The 19,231-nt window shown below is 70.8% G+C and carries 20 protein-coding genes; 5 read left to right on the top strand and 15 right to left on the bottom strand.

All coding sequences use genetic code 11. The features are described from left to right. The first annotated feature begins 4 nt into the window (after positions 1-4). The 3 genes from argG (at position 5) to ACIBJH_RS09750 (ending at position 3,297) form a co-directional block, all read left to right on the top strand. On the top strand, positions 5-1,450 hold the full coding sequence (argG, locus tag ACIBJH_RS09760; RefSeq protein ID WP_399116301.1) for an argininosuccinate synthase: 1,446 nt from the start codon (positions 5-7) through the stop codon (positions 1,448-1,450). Positions 1,451-1,594: 144 nt separating this feature from the next. Beyond that, positions 1,595-2,668 (top strand): M20/M25/M40 family metallo-hydrolase, encoded by a 1,074-nt coding sequence (locus ACIBJH_RS09755; RefSeq protein ID WP_399116391.1) that lies wholly within the window; start codon positions 1,595-1,597, stop codon positions 2,666-2,668. 95 nt (positions 2,669-2,763) lie between these two features. Continuing rightward, complete coding sequence (locus ACIBJH_RS09750) at positions 2,764-3,297, top strand: TerD family protein (protein ID WP_399116300.1); 534 nt, start codon at positions 2,764-2,766, stop codon at positions 3,295-3,297. Here the strand turns inward: ACIBJH_RS09750 and ACIBJH_RS09745 are convergent. After that, positions 3,263-3,991, bottom strand: a complete 729-nt coding sequence (locus ACIBJH_RS09745) for a hypothetical protein (RefSeq protein WP_399116299.1) — start codon at positions 3,989-3,991, stop codon at positions 3,263-3,265. The two genes, ACIBJH_RS09750 and ACIBJH_RS09745, sit on opposite strands and share 35 nt — an antisense overlap. A gap of 187 nt (positions 3,992-4,178) precedes the next feature. Between ACIBJH_RS09745 and ACIBJH_RS09740 the strand changes: the two genes are divergently transcribed. Continuing rightward, positions 4,179-5,315, top strand: a complete 1,137-nt coding sequence (locus ACIBJH_RS09740) for a PP2C family protein-serine/threonine phosphatase (protein WP_399116298.1) — start codon at positions 4,179-4,181, stop codon at positions 5,313-5,315. A gap of 13 nt (positions 5,316-5,328) precedes the next feature. Here the strand turns inward: ACIBJH_RS09740 and ACIBJH_RS09735 are convergent, their stop codons facing one another. The 9 genes from ACIBJH_RS09735 to ACIBJH_RS09695 form a co-directional block, all read right to left on the bottom strand. Then, the gene (locus ACIBJH_RS09735; protein WP_399116297.1) at positions 5,329-6,303 is read right to left on the bottom strand and encodes an MASE1 domain-containing protein; all 975 of its coding nucleotides are present in this window, start codon (positions 6,301-6,303) and stop codon (positions 5,329-5,331) included. A gap of 48 nt (positions 6,304-6,351) precedes the next feature. Continuing rightward, entirely contained in the window at positions 6,352-7,182 is an 831-nt protein-coding gene (locus ACIBJH_RS09730; RefSeq protein WP_399116296.1) for a PP2C family protein-serine/threonine phosphatase, read from the bottom strand. 128 nt (positions 7,183-7,310) lie between these two features. Further along, a complete protein-coding gene (ykgO, locus tag ACIBJH_RS09725) occupies positions 7,311-7,433 on the bottom strand; it encodes a type B 50S ribosomal protein L36 (RefSeq protein ID WP_014669332.1) in 123 nt (40 codons plus the stop codon). Beyond that, entirely contained in the window at positions 7,430-7,678 is a 249-nt protein-coding gene (locus ACIBJH_RS09720; protein WP_399116295.1) for a type B 50S ribosomal protein L31, read from the bottom strand. Before ACIBJH_RS09720 ends, ykgO begins: the two co-directional genes overlap by 4 nt. A 50-nt stretch (positions 7,679-7,728) precedes the next feature. Beyond that, positions 7,729-7,893, bottom strand: coding sequence for a 50S ribosomal protein L33 (gene rpmG, locus ACIBJH_RS09715; protein WP_019068175.1), 165 nt, complete (start codon positions 7,891-7,893; stop codon positions 7,729-7,731). 49 nt (positions 7,894-7,942) lie between these two features. Further along, positions 7,943-8,365, bottom strand: coding sequence for a hypothetical protein (locus ACIBJH_RS09710; RefSeq protein WP_399116294.1), 423 nt, complete (start codon positions 8,363-8,365; stop codon positions 7,943-7,945). A 61-nt stretch (positions 8,366-8,426) separates the two neighbouring features. Further along, positions 8,427-10,310: a Na+/H+ antiporter NhaA gene (gene nhaA / locus ACIBJH_RS09705; RefSeq protein ID WP_399116293.1), complete on the bottom strand. Its 1,884-nt coding sequence runs from the start codon at positions 10,308-10,310 to the stop codon at positions 8,427-8,429. Between the two features lie 102 nt (positions 10,311-10,412). Continuing rightward, positions 10,413-12,053: a phosphoglucomutase (alpha-D-glucose-1,6-bisphosphate-dependent) gene (gene pgm, locus ACIBJH_RS09700; RefSeq protein WP_399116292.1), complete on the bottom strand. Its 1,641-nt coding sequence runs from the start codon at positions 12,051-12,053 to the stop codon at positions 10,413-10,415. 115 nt (positions 12,054-12,168) lie between these two features. Continuing rightward, positions 12,169-13,089: an SGNH/GDSL hydrolase family protein gene (locus ACIBJH_RS09695; RefSeq protein ID WP_399116291.1), complete on the bottom strand. Its 921-nt coding sequence runs from the start codon at positions 13,087-13,089 to the stop codon at positions 12,169-12,171. A gap of 252 nt (positions 13,090-13,341) precedes the next feature. Here ACIBJH_RS09695 and ACIBJH_RS09690 point away from each other — a divergent pair, with 252 nt between their 5' ends. Beyond that, a complete protein-coding gene (locus ACIBJH_RS09690) occupies positions 13,342-13,986 on the top strand; it encodes a hypothetical protein (RefSeq protein WP_399116290.1) in 645 nt (214 codons plus the stop codon). Positions 13,987-14,040: 54 nt separating this feature from the next. Here the strand turns inward: ACIBJH_RS09690 and ACIBJH_RS09685 are convergent, their stop codons facing one another. The 5 genes from ACIBJH_RS09685 to ACIBJH_RS09665 all read right to left on the bottom strand — a co-directional run bounded on the left by ACIBJH_RS09685 (position 14,041) and on the right by ACIBJH_RS09665 (position 19,207). After that, complete coding sequence (locus ACIBJH_RS09685; protein ID WP_399116289.1) at positions 14,041-14,271, bottom strand: chaplin; 231 nt, start codon at positions 14,269-14,271, stop codon at positions 14,041-14,043. A 100-nt stretch (positions 14,272-14,371) separates the two neighbouring features. After that, positions 14,372-14,824, bottom strand: a complete 453-nt coding sequence (locus ACIBJH_RS09680; protein ID WP_399116288.1) for a flavodoxin family protein — start codon at positions 14,822-14,824, stop codon at positions 14,372-14,374. Positions 14,825-14,833: 9 nt separating this feature from the next. Further along, the gene (locus ACIBJH_RS09675) at positions 14,834-16,414 is read right to left on the bottom strand and encodes a serine/threonine-protein kinase (protein ID WP_399116287.1); all 1,581 of its coding nucleotides are present in this window, start codon (positions 16,412-16,414) and stop codon (positions 14,834-14,836) included. Positions 16,415-16,525: 111 nt separating this feature from the next. Further along, positions 16,526-18,736, bottom strand: a complete 2,211-nt coding sequence (gene katG, locus ACIBJH_RS09670) for a catalase/peroxidase HPI (protein ID WP_399116286.1) — start codon at positions 18,734-18,736, stop codon at positions 16,526-16,528. 33 nt (positions 18,737-18,769) lie between these two features. Further along, on the bottom strand, positions 18,770-19,207 hold the full coding sequence (locus tag ACIBJH_RS09665) for a Fur family transcriptional regulator (RefSeq protein ID WP_200713137.1): 438 nt from the start codon (positions 19,205-19,207) through the stop codon (positions 18,770-18,772). Between the last annotated feature and the right edge of the window lie 24 nt (positions 19,208-19,231).

Below are 19,231 nucleotides of genomic sequence, written 5' to 3'. Positions count from 1 at the left end.
TCCTATGTCTAAGGTCCTCACCTCCCTCCCCACCGGCGAGCGCGTCGGCATCGCCTTCTCGGGCGGACTCGACACCTCCGTCGCGGTCGCCTGGATGCGCGACAAGGGTGCCGTCCCCTGCACCTACACCGCCGACATCGGCCAGTACGACGAGCCCGACATCGCCTCGGTGCCCGGCCGCGCGCAGGCCTACGGCGCCGAGATCGCGCGTCTGATCGACTGCCGTGCGGCGCTGGTCGAGGAAGGTCTGGCCGCGCTGACCTGCGGGGCGTTCCACATCCGCTCCGGCGGACGCGCCTATTTCAACACCACCCCGCTGGGCCGTGCCGTCACCGGCACGCTGCTGGTCCGGGCGATGCTTGAGGACGACGTCCAGATCTGGGGCGACGGCTCGACCTTCAAGGGCAACGACATCGAGCGGTTCTACCGCTACGGCCTGCTCGCCAACCCGCATCTGCGGATCTACAAGCCGTGGCTGGACGCGGACTTCGTGACCGAGCTGGGCGGCCGCAAGGAGATGTCGGAGTGGCTGCTCGCGCACGAGCTGCCCTACCGGGACAGCACGGAGAAGGCGTACTCCACCGACGCCAACATCTGGGGCGCCACCCACGAGGCCAAGACGCTGGAGCACCTGGACACCGGCGTGGAGACCGTCGAGCCGATCATGGGCGTCCGCTTCTGGGACCCGTCGGTCGAGATCGTCACCGAGGACGTGACGATCGGCTTCGACCAGGGCCGCCCGGTGACGATCAACGGCAAGGAGTTCTCCTCCCCCGTCGACCTGGTGATGGAGGCCAACGCCATCGGCGGCCGGCACGGCCTGGGCATGTCCGACCAGATCGAGAACCGGATCATCGAGGCGAAGAGCCGCGGTATCTACGAGGCGCCCGGCATGGCCCTGCTGCACGCGGCCTACGAGCGGCTCGTGAACGCGATCCACAACGAGGACACCGTCGCCCAGTACCACAACGAGGGCCGGCGCCTGGGCCGGCTGATGTACGAGGGCCGCTGGCTGGACCCGCAGGCCCTGATGGTGCGGGAGTCCCTGCAGCGCTGGGTCGGCTCGGCGATCACCGGTGAGGTCACCCTGCGGCTGCGGCGCGGCGAGGACTACTCGCTGCTCGACACCGCGGGCCCGGCGTTCAGCTACCACCCGGACAAGCTGTCCATGGAGCGCACCGAGGACTCGGCGTTCGGCCCGGTGGACCGGATCGGCCAGCTGACCATGCGCAACCTCGACATCGCCGACTCCCGCGCCAAGCTGGAGCAGTACGCCGTGCTCGGTCTGATCGGCAGCGGCAACGCGGCGATCGGTGCCGCGCAGGCCGCCGCGACCGGCCTCATCGGCAGCATGCCGGAGGGCGGCGCCGAGGCCATCGCCTCCCGTGGCGAGGTCTCCGAGGACGAGGCGCTCCTGGACCGCGCCGCGATGGAGTCCGGCACGGACTGACCAACTCCCTGGAGCAGCAGCGCCGTTGGGCCGGTTCGACGCGTTCGCCGTCGGGCCGGCCCTTCGTCGTCCGGGTGGGAGACGGGGCCCGCGTACGCTTCCCCTGTGACCACAAGCGAGACGGTCGGCGTGAGTGTCGACGCGATGATCGAAGACCTCCGGACCCTCGTCGAGGTCGAGTCCCCCTCCCGTGACCTGGGCGCCCTGCGGAAGTCGGCCGAGACCGTGGCCGCCGTCGTCGAGGCGCGGCTCGGCGGCCGGGCCGTACTCGTCGACAGTGAAGGCGGGCCGCACGTCCACTGGTCCGGCGGCGGTGCACCCCGCGTGCTGATCCTCGGTCACCACGACACGGTGTTCCCGCTGGGCACCCTCGCGCGCCGCCCCTTCCTCGTCGAGGGCGGGCGGGCGACCGGTCCCGGTGTCTTCGACATGCTCGGCGGTCTGGTGCAGGCGATCCACGGGCTGGCCTCGCTCGACGACCTCTCTGGCGCCGAGATCCTGGTGACCGCCGACGAAGAGGTCGGCTCCCGCTCCTCCCGGGCCCTCATCGAGGAACGCACCCTCGCCTGCGGTGCCGTGCTGGTGGTCGAGGGTGCCGCCGACGGCGGGGGCGTGAAGACCGGCCGCAAGGGCTGTGGCACGTTCGAGGTGTCCGTCGCGGGCCGGGCCGCGCACGCGGGTCTTGAGCCCGCCGCCGGGGTGAACGCGCTGGTCGAGGCGGCCCACCAGGTGCTGGCCATCGCGGAGTTGGGGCGGCCCGAGGTCGGTACGACCGTCACCCCGACCGTCGCGTCGGCGGGCACGCTGGACAACGTCGTACCGGCGGCGGCGACCGTCGTCGTGGACGTCCGCGTCGAGTCGGCCGAGGAGACGCGGCGGATCGAGTCCGCGTTCGCCGCCCTCGCCCCGCATCTGGACGAGGCCGTGCTCACCGTACGAGGGAGTGTCGGCCGGCCGCCGATGCCCGAGTCGGCCGCGGCCGGGTTGTTCGCGGTGGCACAACGGCTGCTCCCCGGCCTGGAAGGCAGGGCGGTCGGCGGTGGCAGCGACGGCAACTTCACGGCCGCGCTGGGGGTGCCGACGCTCGACGGCCTGGGCGCGGTCGGGGGCGGGGCGCACGCCGACCACGAGTATCTGCTCGTCGCGTCGATGGCCGAGCGGGCGAACCTCGTCGCCGGACTGGTGGACGCGATCCGGAGCGCTTCACCCCGGGCATGACAGGTCTGTTCGGTGGGCATCAACAGGCCGTCGAAGAGCGATACTTGACCATGCGGGAAACGCCCCGTGATGGCCCGATTCGGGAGCGGCGATCAGTGAGCAGTGTCAGCAAGATCGTGGGGAAGGTCGAAGTACGACTCCGCTGGGATCCGAGTCCCTGGGGGCAGCAGCCGCGCCACCTGGACATCGTCGCGGCGACCTACTCCGCCGACGCACCGCACGGACGCCCGGTGTACGTCGTCAACTCCGAGAGCCGCTCGCCGGACGGCACGATCAACATGAGCCGGCACAGCGAGACCGGCCAGGGGTACGGCTACATGGAGGTCATGGTCCTCGAACTCGACCGGCTCGCCGCGTCCTTCGGACGGGTGGTCGTGGGGGTGGCCATCCATCAGAACGGCGGGACACGGACGTTCGGTGATCTGTCGCACGCCAGAACCCTGGTCGTGGAGGGTTACAAGGAACTGCTGTCGGACGACTTCGCCGAGGTGGGCGGGTCCACCGCGGCGACGGTCGGGGAGTTCACCAAGGACGCCTCCGGGGCCTGGGAGTTCCGCCCGATGGTGCGCGGGTTCGACAGCGAGCCGGTCGGGTTCAGTGCGGAGATGGGCAGCGTGCCTCGGGCCTGACCGGCTGGTCCGTCCTGAAGTGCGGGAGCAGCGTGGCGACGTCCGGCCGCCTGTGACGCAGTTCGTGGACCAGGCCCATGACGATGGCGGCGCCCACGGCGACGAGGTGCTCGCGGCCCGCCAGATTGGGCTTCACGATCGACTCCCACACCATCGACCCGCCGGTCAGGAAGAACACCACGGGAGCGCGGCGGACGACGGCGAGATACGTGAAGAGTCCTACGACCGCCGCGGACGGCCCGGTGTCGAGGACGTGCCCGATCTCGGGGCGCAGCCCGATGCCCCCGCAGCCGGGCCCGATCAGGAGCATGACGCGCACGGTGAGGGTGCCGGCCAGTGTGGTCGCGTAGGCGACGACCAGGGTGCGGACCCGGCCCAGTGCCAGTTCGGCCAGCGCGAACGCCAGGAACAGCTGGGTGATGCCGGCCCACACGGGCAGGTCGAGGGCCGGCACGTACAGCGATATCGGGGTGCGCAGCAGAGCGAGCCACAGCGGCAGGTCGCCCTGGACGCCGCCGAGGTGCCGGACGATCGACGCGCCGCCCGGCCGCTGCGCCAGCGCGTGGAAGAAGATGACGCCGAAGGCGGCGACGAACGCCAGGGACATCCCCGGCAGCCCGCGCCGCATCAACTGCCGTACGGGATCGACGACGATGCCCTGCCATTCACCCCGCAGTGTGCGCCAGATGAACACGCTCTCCCCACTCCCCCACCCTTGGACGAACACACATATCGGAATCTAGCCCCCTGACGGGGTCAGGTGCGTCCCGGTTCGGGCCGGAGTGGTGTTGCGGCTCGCGGACGGTACGAGTGGGGCCGATATTGAAGAGTGGGAACTGTTCCCGACGGTTGGCCGACGACCGCAGGCAGTGGGAGGGCCGGTGCGTATCTCCGGAGATCCGGCCGGTTCCACCGCGGCCGACGCAGGGCACCGGACCACGCCTCCGCTCAGCTGGGCCGCGGTGGTGTTCTGGCTGGTCAGCACCACGGCGCTGGTGGCCCTGACCGGTATCGCCCTGGGCCGCGACACCCGCCCGGCCCCCTTTCTGGTGGTGCTGCCCGCGCTGATCGCCGGGCGCGGCACTGTGCGGCAGACCACGGTGGCGTCCGTGTGGGTGACGATCGTCATCGCCGGCTCCCTCTTCGACACACCGCTGCACACGGTGGGAGCGGACGCGGCGGTCATCGCCTTCACCCTGGTGTTCAACGGCCTCAGCGTGGCGCGGGCGGCGCAGCGGATCCGCTGGGAGGGCGAGATCGCCCGGCTGCGATCAGCGGCAGCGGCCCTGCAACGGCAGATCCTGCGCCCGTTCCCTCTCATGACCGACCAGTTGCTGGTCCACGGCCTCTACCGGCCGGTGGAGGAGGACAGCCGGGTCGGCGGTGACGTCTACGAGGTCGTCGCCTCCCCGTACGGCACCCGGGTCTTCATCGCCGACGTCCAGGGCAAGGGCCTCCAGGCGATCAGCGCGGCCTTCGCGGTACTGAGCGCCTTCCGCGAGGCGGCCGTGGCAGAGCCCACGCTGACCGCCGTGGTGGACGCCCTGGAGGAGGCCGTCCTACGGCACAACTCCTTCGCGGCACAGACCGGTGAGCGGGAGCGGTTCGTGACGGCGATCGTCCTGGGCGTCGACGGCGAGCAGGAGGTCCAGGCGATCAACTGCGGTCATGTGGCGCCGTTGCTGCTGCGCGAGGAGCGGGCCGATCCGGTGCTGCGGCAGGAGCCCTGCGTACCGCTGGGCCTGGACGCACTGGCCCCCGAGCCCCGTACCGTCGAATGGTTCGCCTTCCCCGCCGACGGCACACTCCTGCTCTGCACGGACGGCGTCACCGAGGCACGCGATCCGTCCGGGGTCTTCTACCCCCTGGAGGAGCGGGCGGCGAGCTGGGGCGATGTCCTCCCGAAGGATGTTCCGGCCACCGTCTACGGTGATCTGCGCCGCCATACGGCGGGTATGCCCCGCGACGACACCGCGCTGCTGGTGCTGCGCCGCAGGGGCGACGCGGGCCTAATCTGACGGAACGGGCCGGTCAGGGCCGGCCGCCCTGGCGGGGGTCGCCCGCGGTGAGGTGTTCGAGGACCTCGGCCAGTTCCTGGCAGGCCTGTTCCACCGAGAGTCTGGTGTTGCGCTGCTCGGTGATGACGGAGGAGAGCAGCAGGGCGGTGAGGGCCATCGTGCCGTTGAAGGCCTGGAGTTTCATCATCACCTCGACATGCGTCAGGTCGGCGAAGGGACCCGACTCCCGGGTCGCCGCGATGGTGGCCATGACGGAGGCGAACAGGGCGCACAGCATGCTGCCCGCGAACCGGAACCGCAGCGCGGCCCAGATCAGCAGTGGATAGATCAGGAACAGCAGGCTGACATGGCTGTGGGTGACCAGCGGGACGATGACGGCGATGGTGGCCACCAGCAGCAGGGCCTCCTTCCAGCGGTGCAGGTCCAGCGGGAACCGCACCGTGCGCAACATCAGCAGGAGCGGAGTGACGATGAGCACGCCCATCGCGTCGCCCACCCACCAGCCCAGCCAGACCGGCCAGAAGGAGTGCGAGGCCAGCTTGTCGGTGACGACGAGGAGGACGACCCCGCAGCTCGCGCTGATCAGCATGGCGGTCAGGGCGCCCAGGAAGACCAGGGCGAGGCCGTCGCGGAGTCTGCCGAGGTCGGTGCGGAAGCCCACCCGGCGCAGCATGAGGTACGCGCAGACAGGGGCCACGGTGTTGCCGACGAGGACGACGAGCGCGGTCGGGTGGAGCGAGGTGAGGGACATGATCACGAACAGGATGCCGAGGGCGATGCCGGGCCAGACCCGCAGCCCGAAGATCAGCAGGGCGGCCACCGCCACACCGGTGGGCGGGTAGATCGGGGTGAACACGGCGCCCTCGACCACCAGCTCGCGGAGCAGGCCGAGCCGGCCCGCCGCGAAGTAGCAGCCGGCGACGGCCAGCGTCAGGAGGGCGTACCCGGCCGGTCGCCGCAGATCATCGAAACCCACCACAGCTGCCATCAGACACCGACCCCGCCGTGTCGGCGAGGCGAGAGACGCGAGGTGGCCCTATGGTCCGGTCTCGGGCGCGCCGTGTCCCACGACCAGTACGGCCGCGTCGTCCTCGTGCCCCACACGCTCGGCTCCCTTGATCACTGCGGCTGCGAGCGAGCCCGCCTCCATGCCCGCCACGGCGGCGATTCCCGCGAGGCGCATCACCTGGTCGAGGCCCTCGTCGACGCTCATCGAGGGGCCCTCCACGACGCCGTCGGTCACCAGGACGAAGACTCCGCCGGTGGTGAGCCGGTGCTCGGTCACGGGGTACCGCTGTCCGGCGACGACGCCCAGCGGCGGCCCGCCCTCGTCGTCGGCGATGCCGCACCGGCCGTCGGCGGTGGCCCAGACGGAGGGTATGTGTCCGGCCCGCGCGCTCTCCAGCACCCCGGTGGCCGGGTCGAGCCGGACGAAGGTGCAGGTCGCGAAGAGTTCGGTGCCCAGCGACAGGAGCAGGTCGTTGGTCAGGGCGAGGAGTTCGCCGGGCTCGCTGGTGACGGAGGCGAGGGCGCGCAGGCCGACCCGGACCTGGCCCATGAACGCGGCGGCCTCGATGTTGTGGCCCTGGACGTCGCCGATGGACAGGCCGATGCGCCCGTCGGGCATGGTGAAGGCGTCGTACCAGTCGCCGCCCACGTTGAGGCCGTGGTTGGCGGGCGAGTACTTGACCGCCAGGTGGAACCGGGGAGTGACGGGCATGTCCCCGGGCAGCATGCCGCGTTGCAGGGCGACGGCCAGTTGCAGCAGAGAGCGCTGCAGCTCGGCCCGCTCGCGCGCCTGGGCGGTCAGCGTCCCGAGCCGGGCCAGCAGCTCGTCGCCGTCGTCCGTCGGGCGTATGCGGGACATCGACCACTCCAAAGGGGTTGGTACCGCTATAAGCATAAAGAACCGATTCTTCTCCCTCTGGGTGTGAAGACGGGAACGGCCCGGCCACCGCCGTAGCGGGGCCGGGCCGGCCGGTCGTTTGCGCTGTGTCAGCCCTGGCGGGCCTTGAAGCGCGGGTCCTTCTTGTTGATGACGAAGGTCACACCTCGGCGGCGGACCACCTGCGCGCCGGGCTTGGCCTTCAACGAGCGCAGGGAGTTGCGGACCTTCATGACTGCCTCCCGTAGCGGCGCTCGAAGCGCTCCACACGGCCGGCGGTGTCCACGACCCGTGTGTTGCCGGTGTAGAAGGGGTGGCCGGCCGACGAGATCTCGACGTCGATCAGCGGGTAGGTGTTCCCGTCCGCCCACTCGATCGTGCGCGCGGACTGCGCGGTCGAGGTGGTGAGGAACGCGGTGTCCGCGGCGCGGTCGCGGAAGACGACCGGTCGGGACACGGGGTGGATGCCAGACCTCATGGTGTTTCCTTCCTCAGGCCGCCCCCGGAGGGACGGCCGCTCTGCGGGGTTCAACGCTGTTCGCGGAATTCGACGTGCTCGCCGGCGACCGGGTCGTACTTGCGCAGGACCAGCCGGTCGGGGTCGTTGCGACGGTTCTTCCGCGTCACGTAGGTGACGCCGGTCCCGGCCGTCGACCTGAGGGTGACGACGGGACGGTTCGTGGTGCGTGCCATGAGGACCTCCTTCCGCCCACATCCCGGGATTTTGTCCCGAGCATGTCAGCTACATGCGTTCCAACACGGGCACCCGTCGATGCATTCCCGGCACTGCCCGATGGACCTGGGCGGTGTCCCGGCGGCCCGCGGGGAATTCGTTGCCGTCGCCGTCGGAGACCGTCGCGAACCAGGACGTGGCCCAGACGGTGAGGCGGTCGGGCTCGTGGTGCGTCTCGAAGGGGTGGTCGCTCCACGTCCCGTACGAGGTGACGTACACGGCCTCGCCGGGCGCCAGCCAGTAGTCCTGCCCGAACGGCTCCAGCCACAGCTCCAACGGCCGCTCGCCGTCGTTCTGCACCAGGAGCGGCACCGGGTTCCCGAGTCGCTGGATCGCCTCGAAACCGAAGTCCCCGGCCCTGGGCATGTTCCTCTTCAGCGGACCGATAAGCCGTTCGATGCGGGCCCGCGGCCCCGCGTCCTGTTCGTCCACGCGAGCATTGTGGCAGCGCCGCACGGCCGGAGATCCGCCGGTCACCCGCGGGCCGGGCCGCCTACGCCGCCACCGCGGCCCGCTCCCGAGCCGCCCGTACGGCCTGGGAGAGGCCCTCGATGTCATAGGCGCCGTAGTGGCGACGGCCGTTCACGAAGAAGGTGGGTGTGCCCGCCACTCCGCTGAGGTCGGCCGACTCCACGTCCTCGGCGACATGGCCCGCCCCGGCGTGGGCCCGCATGTCGCGTTCGAAGCGGGCGGTGTCCAGGCCGATCTGTTCGGCATAGCCCCGCAGGTCCTTGAGACGCAGCGCGCCCTGATGGCTCATCAGCAGGTCGTGCATCTCCCAGTAGCCGCCCTGCAGCGCGGCGGCCTCCGCCGCCTCGGCCGCGAGCTGGGCGTGCGGGTGGACGTCGGTGAGCGGGAGGTGCCGCCACACGTACCGCACCTCGTCCCCGAAGTCGCCGAGGAGTTCACGGACGACCGGCTCGGCCATGCCACAGTACGGACACTCGTAGTCGCCGTACTCCACGACGGTCACCGGCGCGTGCCGCGGGCCGCGCAGGTGGTCGCGGTCGGGGTCGACGGGAACGGACAGGTCGACGATGGTCTCCGCCCTGCCGAACAGCACCCTGGGCCGGATCTGCGGCGGCAGCAGTCCGATCACCCCGGTGACCAGCCGGGAGACCAGGAACGAGCCGACGACGGCGCTGAGGATGCCGGTCTTCGCGTCCTCCAGCGTGGTCCCGTCGAAGGCGAGCGTCGCGATCAGCAGGGAGACGGTGAAGCCGACGCCCGCGAGGGTGCCGCCCGCGGTCACGGCGCCCCAGCCGACCGGCGGCCGGACCCGGCCCCGGGACAGGACGCTGGTCAGCGCCGTCGAGGCGACGATGCCGAACGGTTTGCCGAGGACGTACCCGATGAGAATGCCCAGCCCGACGGGCGAGGTGAAGGCTCGCGCCAGTTGCTCCCCGCTGATCTGGAGCCCGGCGTTGGCCAGCGCGAACAGCGGGACCACGACATAGCTCGCCCACGGGTGGTACATGCGCTGGAGGCGGTCGTTCGGGGAGATGGACGCGGCGATACCGGCCCGCACGTCACGTTCCAGCTCGGGGGTGGGCTGCTCGCGGAAGAGCCGGAACAGTCCGGTGGCGCGTTCCAGGTCGTCGCGTCCCGCCGGGTAGGCGAAGGTGATCAGTCCCATGGCGAGCCCGATGACGACGGGGTCCACACCCGATTTCAGCAGCGCGACCCAGGCGACGACCCCGAGAACCGCGTACACCGGGCCCCTGCGCACCCTGAACCGCCGCAACAGCAGGACCACGGCGAAGGTGCCCACGGCGGTCAGGAGCGCCGGTACGGCGATGTGCTCGCTGTAGAAGACGGCGATCACCACGAGCGCGAGGAAGTCGTCGACGACGGTGATCGTGAGGAGGAAGACGCGCAGTCCGGGCGGCATGTCCCGGCCCACGACGGCCAGCATCCCGAGCGCGAACGCCGTGTCGGTGGACATCGCCGCGCCCCAGCCGTCCGCCGTGCCGTGGCCTGCGTTGATCGCCAGGTAGATGCCGATCGGCACGAGCATGCCGCTCAGGCCCGCGACGAGCGGTAGCGCCAGCCGCTTGCGTTCGCGCAGTTCGCCCATGTCGAACTCGCGGCGCGCCTCCAGGCCGACGACGAGGAAGAACAGCGTCATCAGCCCGCTGTTGACCCACTCGCGCAGATCGAGCGAGACCCCGTGCGAGCCGAGCCGCACGGAGAGGTGGGTCCCCCAGAACGACTCGTACGCCGACGGCGTCACATTGGCCCAGACGAGCGCGACCAGCGCCGCCGCCACAAGGACAGCGGCACTCCCGGTCTCGGTCCGCAGGAAGTCGCGCAGCGGGGTGCGGGCTTCGTCGCCGCACGACGTCTGCCCCGTGTAGTCGGTGGCTTCCAAGGACATACGGGGTTCACTTTCGTCTGGCGTCGTGACTCACCTGTCGCCCAACACCGGCCGCCACACCGTTCATTCCAGAGGCGGCCCGCACCACGGCCGACAGTCCGGTCAGCCGCCCAGCGCCGCCCCGACCACGGCCTTCGCCTCCTCCTGTACCTGGCCGAGGTGGTCCGGGCCGCGGAAGGACTCGGCGTAGATCTTGTACACATCCTCGGTGCCGGAGGGCCGCGCCGCGAACCAGGCGTTGGCGGTGGTCACCTTGATGCCGCCGAGGGCCGCGCCGTTGCCGGGCGCCTCGGTGAGGACGCCGGTGACGGGCTCACCGGCCAGCGTGTCGGCGGTGACCTGCGCGGGCGAGAGCTTGGCGAGCAGCGCCTTCTCCTCGCGGTTCGCGGGGGCGTCGATCCGGGCATAGGCCGGGGTGCCGAAGCGGTCCGTGAGCGCCGCGTAGTGCTGGGACGGCGCCTTCCCGGTGACCGCGGTGATCTCGCTCGCGAGCAGCGCCAGGATGATGCCGTCCTTGTCGGTGGTCCACACGGAGCCGTCCCGGCGCAGGAAGGACGCGCCGGCCGACTCCTCGCCGCCGAAGCCGAGCGAGCCGTCGACCAGTCCGTCGACGAACCACTTGAAGCCGACGGGCACCTCGACGAGCCGGCGCCCGAGGTCGGCGGCGACCCGGTCGATCATCGAGGAGGACACCAGGGTCTTGCCGACCCCGGCATCCGCGGGCCACTGCTCACGGTGGGCGTAGAGGTACGAAATGGCCACGGCCAGATAGTGGTTGGGGTTCATCAGGCCCGCGTCCGGTGTGACGATGCCGTGCCGGTCGGAGTCGGCGTCGTTGCCGGTGGCGATGTCGAAGCGGTCGCGCTGGGCGATCAGCGAGGCCATCGCGTACGGCGACGAGCAGTCCATGCGGATCTTGCCGTCCCAGTCCAGCGTCATGAACCGCCAGGTCGGGTCCGTGAGCGGATTGACCACGGTCAGGTCGAGCCGGTGCTCCTCGGCGATCCGGCCCCAGTAGGCGACGGACGCCCCGCCCAGCGGGTCGGCGCCGATCCGCACCCCGGCCGTCCGGATCGCGTCAAGGTCGAGCACGCTCGGCAGGTCGGCGACATACGTACCGAGGAAGTCGTAGCGGCCCGTGCCGGGGGCGGCGAGGGCCTGCGTGTAGGGGATGCGGCGGACGTCCTTCATGCCGCTCGCGATGATCTCGTTGGCGCGGTCCTGGATCCAGGAGGTGATCTCGGAGCCGGCCGGGCCGCCGTTCGGCGGGTTGTACTTGAAACCGCCGTCGGCGGGCGGATTGTGCGAGGGGGTGACCACGACGCCGTCCGCGAGGCCCGAGGCCCGGCCGCGGTTGTGGGTGAGGATGGCGTGGGACACCGCCGGGGTGGGCGTGTAGCCGTCCGCGCTGTCGATGAGGACCGTGACCTCGTTGGCCGCGAACACCTCCAGCGCGGTGACCTGCGCGGGCTCGGACAGCGCGTGGGTGTCGGCCCCGAGGAACAGCGGACCGTCGGTGCCCTGGCCGGCCCGGTACTCGCAAATGGCCTGGCTGGTGGCGGCGATGTGGTCCTCGTTGAACGCCGTGTTCAGGGAGGACCCGCGGTGCCCGGAGGTGCCGAACGCCACGCGCTGCCCCGGCTCGGCCGGGTCCGGGTGCAGCGCGTAGTACGCGGTGACCAGTCGGGCTACGTCTACGAGATCCTCGGCGCGGGCCTGTTCGCCCGCTCGCTCGTGTGGCATCTGCCCGCTCCTCCGCATCGACCGACTTCGCGTACGGCCCCATCTTTCCTCGTCAGGGGCGCGTTTAGCGAGTACACCCCCGCCGCCTGTGGAAAACCCGGGCCCGCGCTGTCCGTCAGTACCGGTGGCGCCGGTCGAGCTGCTTGAGCACCGCGCCCGCCATGGCCGCCTCGCCCTTCGCGTTGGGGTGCGCCGGAGCCGCCGGGGAGGCGGGCTGCAGCGGCTCTGTCCAGCGGTCGGCGGGCGCCTTGCACATGTCGTGGCCGACGGTCGGGCCGTAGGTGTCGACGTACTCCGCGCCGTTGAGCGCGGCGACCAGACGGAGCATCAGGTTGAGGCGCTTGCCGGTGTCACGGAGGTAGGGGAAGTCCTTGGCGGCGAACGGCACCGAGGGGTAGCAGCCGCTGCCGTCGTCGGGCAGGAGGTCCGGGTAGCCGACGACGAGCACGCGCGCGTGCGGTGCCTTCTTGTGGACCGCGCGCAGCACCTTGGCCACCTTGGGCGCGGTGTTGAGGATGGTCAGCGCCAACTGGTCGGCACCCGAAGAGGAGTAGTAGCGCTGGCAGGGGTTGCCCGCAAGGTCCGTGGCGCTGAGCTTGGCGCAGGTGCCGATGATGGTGCTGAACCCGATGTCGTTGCCGCCGATCTGGACGCTCACCAGGTCCGTGTCCCGCTGTACGGCGTCCAGTTGGGGCGGGTTGGTGCCCTGCGCCTGCCACATCTCCGCGGTCGTCGCCCCGCTGCAGCTGACGTCCTTGAGGACGGTCCCTCTTTGGTCCGCGGTCACCACCGAGGGGTAATTGTGGTCGGAGCGGGCGCAGTTGGCGTCCACCTGGGTCGGTATGTACGGGCCCGACGTGTAGGAGTCCCCGAGCGCCACGTACTGCGTGGTGTGCTCGTGGCCGTGGCCTGATTCGTGTGCCGCCGCCGGTGCCGCGGACGCGACGACGAGGGCGCAGCCGCTGACCGCCGCCGCGACCGCCACGGCCCTGCCGCGGTTGTGCGTGTTCGTGGCCGGATGTGTCTCACGCTTCATGAAGTCCTCCCCCAGGTACGGGACGGCGCGACGGGACACACCCGACGTGGTCGTCTCTCGTTCAACTGGCCTTGTATACCGGTCGGTAAGTGGCTGGGGCCAGGGGTCGGAGGGGAGGAGTTATGTGCCCCCAGGGGCAGCGCGCCCCGAAATGGTTCGGCCGTATCCCTGCCGACGCGCACATGGACCGCCTCCGCCGGGTATCCCTACGTCAGGCGCCAACGCGCTTGGGGGTGGGGGGAGTTGGCCCTGTTGACGCAGAGGCGACAGAGGCGGCGGGAGACGATCCGTGCGCTGCGCGCGCAGGGACGCTACGGCCCGGGACTGCGCGAGGTGCTGCCCGCGCTCGTGGTCGTGGCCGTCGTCGTGTGCGGGATCGTGGCCGGCCTGGCCGTGGCGTACCGCGCGCTCGGCACCGGCGCGCTAGTCGGCGGTCTGGCGCTGCTCGGCGCGGCCGTCGGGGGCGCGGTCGTGCACCACCGGCCGCTGGCCCGTCGCCGTCTGGGTTTCTACACGCCCGAGGAGATCGCCGACCTGGATGTGGAGGGCCTCGCGCTGGCCGTGTCCCGGATGCTGCGCCGGGACGGCTGGCGGGCGCTCGCCCGGCCCGACGCGCTGGGCCGGCCCCGGGTCCGGGCCCGCGACCGGCGCGGTCACCGTCTGGAGGTGGCCTTCCGGCCGGTCGCCGAACCGCTGCCCGACGAGGAGGCGCCGACGCGCTCGGGACGCACGGCCGGTTCCGGGCCGCATCTCCGGCTCGTCGTCCACCGGGGGACCTTCAGCGGGCGTGATGTGCGGTGGGCGCGCCGGCAGGGCGGCGTCCAGCTCATCGACGGCACGCGGCTACGGCGCTGGGCCCACGGCACTCCCCTGCACCGGCTGACCGACGTCCCCTGACAGGCGGAACGAGCCGCGGGCACGGGGCCCACGGCTCGTTCGCGGTACGGCTCGTCAGCTCTCGCAGTGGTTGCCCGCCGCCGGGTTCAGCAGACCGATCACGTTGATCGTGTTGCCGCACACGTTGAGGTCCAGGTCGATGGGGATCTGGACGACGTTTCCGGAGAGCACGCCCGGGCTGTCGACGGCGACACCGACGGGGTCGGGGCCCGCGCTCGCCGTACCCGCGCACAGCAGCAACGCCGCACCCGCCAGACCCACCGCGGCCGTCAGACGCTTCCTCATGGAGAACTCCTGTCATTCGGAGGGGCATGTCCCTCCACGCTGACGGTGCTCCGGGGGGTCACGACACTCTTCGGCGTCCGAACGGGTGGCGACCGCCCGCTCAGGCCGTCAGCCCGGCGGCGACCGTGGCCCCGAGTTCCCAGCAGGCCTCAGTGCCCGCCCTGTCGGGCTCGCCGGTGACCGTCACCGGGTCCGCCGCGCGCCGCCAGCCCAGCCCGGTCGTGATCGCCTCGATGCCGCGCACGGCTCCTGTCACGTCGTTCCCGCCGTGCACGTAGTACCCGAAAGGCCTGCCGCGCGTCTCGTCCAGGCACGGGTAGTAGATCTGGTCGAAGAAGTGCTTGAGGGCCCCGGACATGTAGCCGAGGTTCGCGGGCGTACCGAGCAGATACCCGTCGGCACCCAGCACGTCCGACACGGTCGCGGACAGCGCGGCCCGCCGTACGACCCGCACGTCCTCGATCTCCGGGGTCGTGGCTCCGGAGACGACGGCTTCGAACATGGCCTGGCAGTTGGGCGAGGGGGTGTGATGGACGATCAGGAGGGTGGGCACGGGGTGAATTTACTCGTCGGCCGGATACGTCTTGGTCACCTTGCCCTGGGGTGTGGCTTCCAGGTGACCACCCGCCCCGTACTCGTCACTCAGGTAGACAGACATGTTCGCGGGATCGTCGAACGTTTTCCACGGCCCCTCGACCAAGATGTAACGGGACGTCGGGTTCTTCACCTTGAGCACTTTCCCCGCACGGGTCAGCAACGCGGGCACCGCGTCCCAGTCGAACTCCCCCAGGTTCATCGGCTCGAATCCGTCCATCAATGTGCCTTTGGAGGTGTCCTTCTCGACACCACTGCCGACACGGTACGTGTACGAGTCGCACTTGGTCCTGCTGCCCTTGACCATCACATCCGCCAGGACGTACTCGCGATAGATGCTCAGGTTGCCGAAGACGTCCCGTCCCGACTCCTTCTCGATGGCCTTGATCGCGGCGCGGATGCCACTCGGGGTGAGCAGGTCGGTGGTCTTCGCGGAGGCCGAGTTGGAAGACGTGGCGGTGGGTGAACTCTGCCGTGTCTGTCCGGTCGCGCCCGGCGACGTCGCCGAACCGTTGTTGTCATCGTTCCCGCCCGGCAGCACCTTCCAGGCGAGCGTCCCGATCAGCAGTACGCCCACGACGCTGGAGGCGACCGCCACGCCTGGTCGCCTGCGTCGCCGGGCAACCTGCGTGTCGTCGGTGGGCGGCAGCGCCGGCGGGGCCGGGGGTGCGAGTGGGTACGACGTGGTCCCGGGGCCGCGGGTCTCCGGTTGAGCCGCGGCAGCGACCAGCATCCGCCCCACTGTCACCGCGTCCGGCCGCGCCTCGGGATCACGCACCAGCACACACGACAGCACCGGCGTCAGCGCCCCGGCCCGCACCGGAGGCGGGACCTCCTCCTGGAGTACGGCGGCCAGCGTGGCCAGGGTCGTACCGCGCCGGAGCGGATGGTGGCCCTCGACGGCGACGTACAGCATCATCGCCAGCGACCACAGGTCGGCGGCCGGGCCGCCGCTGTGGCCGGACACTCGCTCCGGTGCCATGTAGTCGGGTGTGCCGATGATCGAGCCGGTGGCGGTGAGGGCCGTGGCGTCGCGGATCGCGGCGATGCCGAAGTCCGTGAGGACGGGGCGGCCGTCGGTGCGCAGCAGGACGTTGGCGGGTTTCACGTCGCGGTGCTGGACGCCCGCCTCGTGCGCCGCGTTGAGGGCGTCGAGCACTCCGGAACCGAGCCGGGCGGCCTCCGCCGGTGCCATCGGTCCCCGCTCCAACCGGTCGGCCAGTGAGCCGCCCTGGACGAGTTCCATGACGAGCCACGGGTAGGTGCCCTCGCCGCCGTCGACGATGTGATGGATCGTCACCACGTTCGGGTGCTCGACCCGGGCCAGCGCACGCGCCTCGCGCAGGACCCGCTGGCGCAGCATCTCGGCCGCGGCGGGGTCGTATTCGGCGAGGTCGATGTCCGGAGGCCGGACCTCCTTGACCGCGACGTAGCGGTGCAGCAGCAGGTCGCGGGCGCGCCACACCGTGCCCATGCCTCCGCCGCCGAGCCGGGACTCCAGCTCGAAGCGGCCGTCGACGATCCGTCTGTCGGTGTCCCCCTCGTTCATGCGGAGGAGCTTATGTGACGAACGTGCACTCCTGTGCCGCGCGTTCGGTGATTGAGAAACGTCCGGGCCGACCCGTGAGGGCCGACCCGGACGTCAGGTGGTGCGGAGTGCTCAGACCAGGTCGAACCGGTCCAGGTCGGAGACCTTGGCCCAGGCGGCGACGAAGTCCTTCACGAACTTCTCCTTCGCGTCGTCGCTCGCGTAGACCTCGGCGAGCGCGCGGAGTTCGGAGTTCGAGCCGAAGACCAGGTCGGCACGGGTGCCGGTCCACTTGACCGCGCCGGAGGCGTCGCGGCCCTCGAAGGTCTGCTGGTCCGAGGAGGTCGAGGACCAGGTGGTGCCCAGGTCGAGCAGGTTGACGAAGAAGTCGTTCGTCAGCGTACCGACCTTGTCGGTGAGGACACCGTGCGTGGACTGGCCCTGGTTGGCGCCCAGGACGCGCAGGCCGCCGACGAGGACGGTCAGCTCGGGGGCGGTCAGCGTGAGCAGGTTGGCCCGGTCGAGCAGCAGGTACTCGGCGGGGAGGCGGTTGCCCTTGCCGAGGTAGTTGCGGAAGCCGTCGGAGGTCGGCTCCAGCGCGGCGAACGACTCGACGTCCGTGTGCTCCTCGGTCGCGTCGACACGGCCCGGCGTGAAGGGGACCTCCACGTCGACGCCGCCGTCCTTGGCGGCCTTCTCGACCGCGGCGGCACCGCCGAGGACGATCAGGTCGGCCAGGGAGACCTTCTTGGCACCGGAGTTGAACTCCTGCTGGATGCCTTCGAGGACCCGCAGCACCTGGGCGAGCTGGTCGGGGTCGTTGGCCTCCCAGCCGCGCTGCGGCTCCAGGCGGATGCGGGCACCGTTGGCGCCGCCGCGCTTGTCGCTGCCCCGGTGGGTGGAGGCGGACGCCCACGCGCTGGACACGAGCTGCGAGACGGTCAGGCCGGAGGCGAGGAGCTTCGCCTTGAGGGCCGTGATGTCGGCGGCGTCGATGGTCTCGCCCTCGGCCTGCGGCAGCGGGTCCTGCCACAGCAGGGTCTCGGAGGGGACCTCCGGGCCGAGGTACAGGGACTTCGGGCCGAGGTCACGGTGGGTCAGCTTGTACCAGGCGCGGGCGAAGGCGTCCGCGAACTGCGCCGGGTTCTCGTGGAAGCGCTTCGAGATCTCGCCGTAGATCGGGTCGAAGCGCAGCGAGAGGTCGGTGGTGAGCATCGTGGGGAGCTTCTTGGCGTCGCTGTGGGCGTCCGGGATGATCGCCTCGGCGTCCTTGGCCACCCACTGGTTGGCGCCGGCGGGGCTCTGGGTCAGCTCCCACTCGTAGCCGAAGAGGATGTCGAAGAAGTCGTTGCTCCACTGGGTGGGCTTGGTGGTCCAGGTCACCTCAAGGCCGGACGTGATGGCGTCGCCGCCCTTGCCGGTGCCGTAGGTGGACTTCCAGCCCAGGCCCTGCTGCTCCAGCGGGGCGGCCTCGGGGTCGTCGCCGACCAGGTCGGCGTCACCCGCGCCGTGGGTCTTGCCGAAGGTGTGGCCACCGGCGATGAGGGCGACGGTCTCTTCGTCGTTCATCGCCATACGGCGGAAGGTCTCACGGATGTCGCGGGCCGCGGCCAGCGGGTCCGGGTTGCCGTTGGGGCCCTCGGGGTTGACGTAGATGAGGCCCATCTGGACGGCGCCGAGCGGGTTCTCCAGCTCGCGGTCGCCGGTGTAGCGCCGGTCGTCGAGCCAAGTGGTCTCGGGACCCCAGTACACGTCCTCGTCGGCCTCCCAGACATCGGCGCGGCCACCGCCGAAGCCGAAGGTCGTAAAGCCCATCGTCTCCAGCGCCACGTTGCCCGTAAGGATCATGAGGTCGGCCCAGGAGATGGACTGGCCGTACTTCTTCTTGACCGGCCACAGCAGACGGCGGGCCTTGTCGAGGTTGCCGTTGTCCGGCCAGCTGTTGAGCGGCGCGAAGCGCTGCTGGCCGCGGCCGCCACCGCCGCGGCCGTCGCTGATGCGGTAGGTGCCGGCGCTGTGCCAGGCCATGCGGATCATCAGCGGGCCGTAGTTGCCGAAGTCCGCCGGCCACCAGTCCTGCGAGGTGGTCAGCACTTCGGCGATGTCCTGTTTGACGGCCGCGAGGTCGAGGGCCTCGAACGCCGCGGCATAGTCGAAGTCCGCACCGAGCGGGTTCGCGACCACCGGGTCCTTGGCGAGGATCTTCAGGTTGAGGCGCTCCGGCCACCACTGACGGTTGCCGCCGCCCTGGGTCGGGTGCGGGGCGCGCCCGTGCGCGACGGGGCAGCCCCCGGCGTCCTCCGACTTCGCGTCCGTGACGATTGCGTCGTGGTTCTCAGACATGGGAATCCTTCCAAACGGGGTGGATCACGTGACTCAGGAACTGGGGGCGGTGGTACAGGTGGGGCACAGACCCCAGTAGATGACCTCGGCCTCGTCGATCGAGAAGCCGTGGTCGTCGGAGGCGGTCAGGCAGGGTGCCTCGCCGACCGCGCAGTCGACGTCGGCGACGACACCGCACGACCTGCACATGAGGTGGTGGTGGTTGTCGCCGACGCGTCCTTCGAAGCGGGCGGGGCTGCCTGCCGGTTCGATACGGCGTATGAGTCCGGCCGAGGTCAGCGCGTGCAGGGCGTCGTAGACGGCCTGGAGCGATATGTGTCCCACACGGTCACGGACGCCGGAGGCGACGGCCTCGACATCGAGGTGGTCACCGTGCCGAACGGTCTCCAGCAGTGCGACGCGGGCTGCCGTCACCCGCAGGCCGGCACCGCGCAGCTCCTCGGCGGTGGTCGGAGGCGGGGATGCGGTCATGGCGCTCAACCTACAGCCATAAAC

Origin of the sequence: Streptomyces sp. NPDC050548 (assembly GCF_044457385.1) — a bacterium.
GTDB lineage: Bacteria > Actinomycetota > Actinomycetes > Streptomycetales > Streptomycetaceae > Streptomyces.
The sequence above is the reverse complement of the archived record's forward strand: the minus strand, read 5'-3'. Positions and strand labels throughout refer to the sequence as shown.